Raw genomic sequence first — 2,927 nt, 5'->3', positions numbered from 1 at the left:
CGCCCCCGTCGCCGTCCTCAGCGCGGACGACGCCCGCCGGATCGCCCTGCGCGCCCAGGGCCTGCTGGGCGCGCCGGACCGCCGCGGCGGGGTGCGCGGGGTGCTGCGGCACCTGGGCGCCGTCCAGCTGGACACCATCTCGGTGCTCGCCCGCTCGCACGAGCTGGTGCCGTACGCCCGGCTCGGCGCGGTCGGCCGCCCGGCCGTCGAGGCGGCCTACTGGGGCGGCGGCACGAGCTTCGAGTACTGGTCGCACGCGGCCTGCGTCCTGCCGGTCGAGGAGTGGCCGCTGTTCGCCTTCCGGCGCCGCCGCTACCGCGACCGCGGCCACCTCTGGGGCCACCAGGTCGCGCCCGAGACCTACCGCGCCGTGCTCGACAAGCTGCGCGCCGAGGGGCCGTTGACCTCCACCGAGCTGGGCGGCGCCAAGCGGACCGCCGAGTGGTGGGACTGGTCCGACACCAAGATCGCGGTCGAGCGGGCGCTGGCCTTCGGGGACGTGGTCTGCACCGAGCGCCGGAGCTGGAAGCGGGTCTACGCGCTGGCCGAACAGGCCGTCCCGGCCGAGCTGTTCGGGCAGGACCGGTCGGACGAGGACTGTCTGCGCACCCTGGTCGGCCAGGCCGGCGCCGCGCTCGGCGTGGCCACCCGGGCCGATCTGCTGGACTACCACCGGCTGCGCGCCGAGCAGTTGGACCCGGCGCTCGCCGACAGCGGGCTCGTCCCGGTCGAGGTGGCCGGCTGGGGCCCGGACGGCGACCCGGCCCCGGCCTGGGCCGACCCGGCCGCCCTCGCCACCGCCCCGCGCGGGCGCCACCGCACCACGCTGCTCTCGCCGTTCGACTCGCTGGTCTGGGACCGCGCCCGCACCGAGCGGATCTTCGGCATGACGCACCGGCTGGAGGCGTACACGCCCAAGCACAAGCGGGTGCACGGCTACTTCGCGATGCCGCTGCTGACCGGCGGCCGGCTGGTCGGCCGGGTCGACCCGGCCCGCGAGGGGCGCACCCTGGTCGCCCGGCAGATCTCGCTGGACGGCGGCGGTGCCCGGCACGTCGAGGCACTGGCGACGGCGCTGCGCGAGGCGGCCGACTGGGTCGGCTGCGACGGGGTGCGGGTCGGGACGCTGCACGACGAGCGGCTGCGCCCGACCCTGGAGAAACTGCTGACGGACCGCTGAGTCCCGCCCGGCTCACCCTATTTCGAGGATCTTCTCCCGCATCGCGTACACCACGGCCTCCATCCTGGAGTGCAGCTGGAGCTTCTCCAGGATGTTGCGCACGTGGTTCTTCACGGTGTTCTCGCTGATGAACAGCTCCTTGGCGATCTCCCGGTTGTTCATCCCGGTCGCCACCAGCTTGAGCACCTCCAGCTCCCGGTCGGTGAGCCGGGGCGCGGGCACCAGGTCCCGGTCGTCGGAGCGGCGCTGGATCATCGACTTGAACTCGGTGAGCAGCTTGGACGCCATCGAGGGGCTGATCTGCGACTGCCCGTCGGCGACCGCGCGGATCGCGGTGGCGACCTCGTCGGTGGAGATCTCCTTGAGCAGGTAGCCGGTGGCCCCCGCCTTGATCGCCTCGTAGAGGTCGGCCTCCTCGTCGCTTATCGTCAGCATGATGATCTTGGTGCTGGGCGCCACGTCCTTGATCGCCGTACAGGCCTCGATCCCGCTGCGGCGCGGCATCCGGACGTCCATGAGGATGATGTCGGGCAGCAGGTCGGCGGCCTTCAGCACGGCCTCGGCGCCGTCCCCCGCCTCGCCGACGACCTTGATGTCCGGCTCCTCCGCGAGCACGATCTCCAGCCCGCGGCGGAACAGCGCGTGGTCGTCCACCACCAGGACGCGGATCGGCTCACTCCGGCGCGGCTCGTACGCGGACTCGTCCTCCGCCCCCAACGGCAGCCCTGGCCCGGACCCGGGCCCCAGCCCGAAGTGATCCCCCATCCGCTCCTCCCCCTTCGCGGGTCGTCGTGCGCCAATCATTCCACGCCCCGAACCCGCTGCGGTCACCCTCCGGTGTCGATTCCCCCGCATCGGGTGACCCCTTCGCCGGGCGCCCCGAACGGCGGACACGCCCGAACGCCGGTGACCCCGGCGGCCAGGGCCGCCGGGGTCACCCCTCCATCACCGCTCGGACGGTCAGTCCTCGTCGTCGGACCCGCCGATCGCGCCGCCCGCCCCGCTGCCCGGCCCGGCCGCGAGGTCGGTCTGCAGGTGGATGACGCCGTAGTGGTAACCGTGCCGGCGGTAGACCACGCTCGGCAGGCCGCTGTCCTTCTCCACGAAGAGGTAGAAGTCGTGGCCGACCAGCTCCATCTCGTAGAGCGCCTGGTCCAGCGCCATGGGGGCGGCCGGGTGCGTCTTCTCCCGGACCACCAGCGGGCCTTCGCCCTCCACTTCCAGGGATCCCATCATGGTCTTGCGGACGGCGCCGTTCGTCTCGCCCTCCGGCGCCGTCGTGGCCGGGAGCGCGGCCAGGGCCGCGGTCGCCTCGGCGACGCTGATCGGGGTGCGGCCGTTCGCGCCGCCCTTGTGCACCCGACGCCGGTCCGCGGACTTGCGCAGCTGCGCGTCGAGCTTCGCCGAGGCCAGGTCGAGCGCCGCGTACGGGTCGGCGGCGGCGGCTTCGGCCCGGATCACGGGGCCGCGGCTGCGGAGAGTGATCTCGACCCGATCGGAGCGGTCGGCCTGCCGCGGGTTGTGCTCCTTGGACACCTCGACGTCGAGGCTGATGGCCTTGGCGTCGAACTTCTGGACCTTCTCCAGCTTCTCGGCCACGTGCTCGCGGAACCTCTTGGGCACCTCGGTCTTGCGGCCCTTGACGACGATGTCCACGCAGAACTCCGATCCCTCGTGCTGACGCCGATCCGGGTGCTACCGGACCGGACTGAGACCCAGCTGGACCAGCCCATCCACTGCCGGCCCC

3 protein-coding genes are annotated in these 2,927 nt (G+C 73.1%); 1 reads left to right on the top strand and 2 read right to left on the bottom strand.

The window, feature by feature from the left end; translation table 11 throughout:
* Positions 1–1,180, top strand: a 1,180-nt coding sequence (locus ACIQOV_RS35350) for a winged helix-turn-helix domain-containing protein (protein WP_401054935.1), incomplete at its 5' end; no start/stop codon positions are given.
* 12 nt (positions 1,181–1,192) lie between these two features.
* On the opposite strand, the gene ACIQOV_RS35345 is transcribed toward ACIQOV_RS35350, so the two are convergent.
* Together ACIQOV_RS35345 and hpf are read right to left on the bottom strand one after the other, a co-directional pair.
* Entirely contained in the window at positions 1,193–1,945 is a 753-nt protein-coding gene (locus tag ACIQOV_RS35345; RefSeq protein ID WP_359908555.1) for a response regulator transcription factor, read from the bottom strand.
* Positions 1,946–2,140: 195 nt separating this feature from the next.
* Positions 2,141–2,836 carry a ribosome hibernation-promoting factor, HPF/YfiA family gene (gene hpf, locus ACIQOV_RS35340; protein ID WP_359908558.1) on the bottom strand — a complete coding sequence of 232 codons (696 nt, stop codon included), beginning with the start codon at positions 2,834–2,836 and terminating at the stop codon, positions 2,141–2,143.
* Positions 2,837–2,927: the final 91 nt, after the last annotated feature.

Origin of the sequence: Kitasatospora sp. NPDC091257 (assembly GCF_044757675.1) — a bacterium.
In the GTDB taxonomy this organism is placed as follows: domain Bacteria; phylum Actinomycetota; class Actinomycetes; order Streptomycetales; family Streptomycetaceae; genus Kitasatospora; species Kitasatospora lactacystinica.
This window is presented reverse-complemented; position numbering and strand designations above follow the sequence as displayed.

What these genes read in the sequence shown, in the direction of transcription:
- ACIQOV_RS35345 (WP_359908555.1), bottom strand. Translation starts at nt 1,945, where the DNA reads ATGGGGGATCACTTCGGGCTGGGGCCCGGGTCCGGGCCAGGGCTGCCG.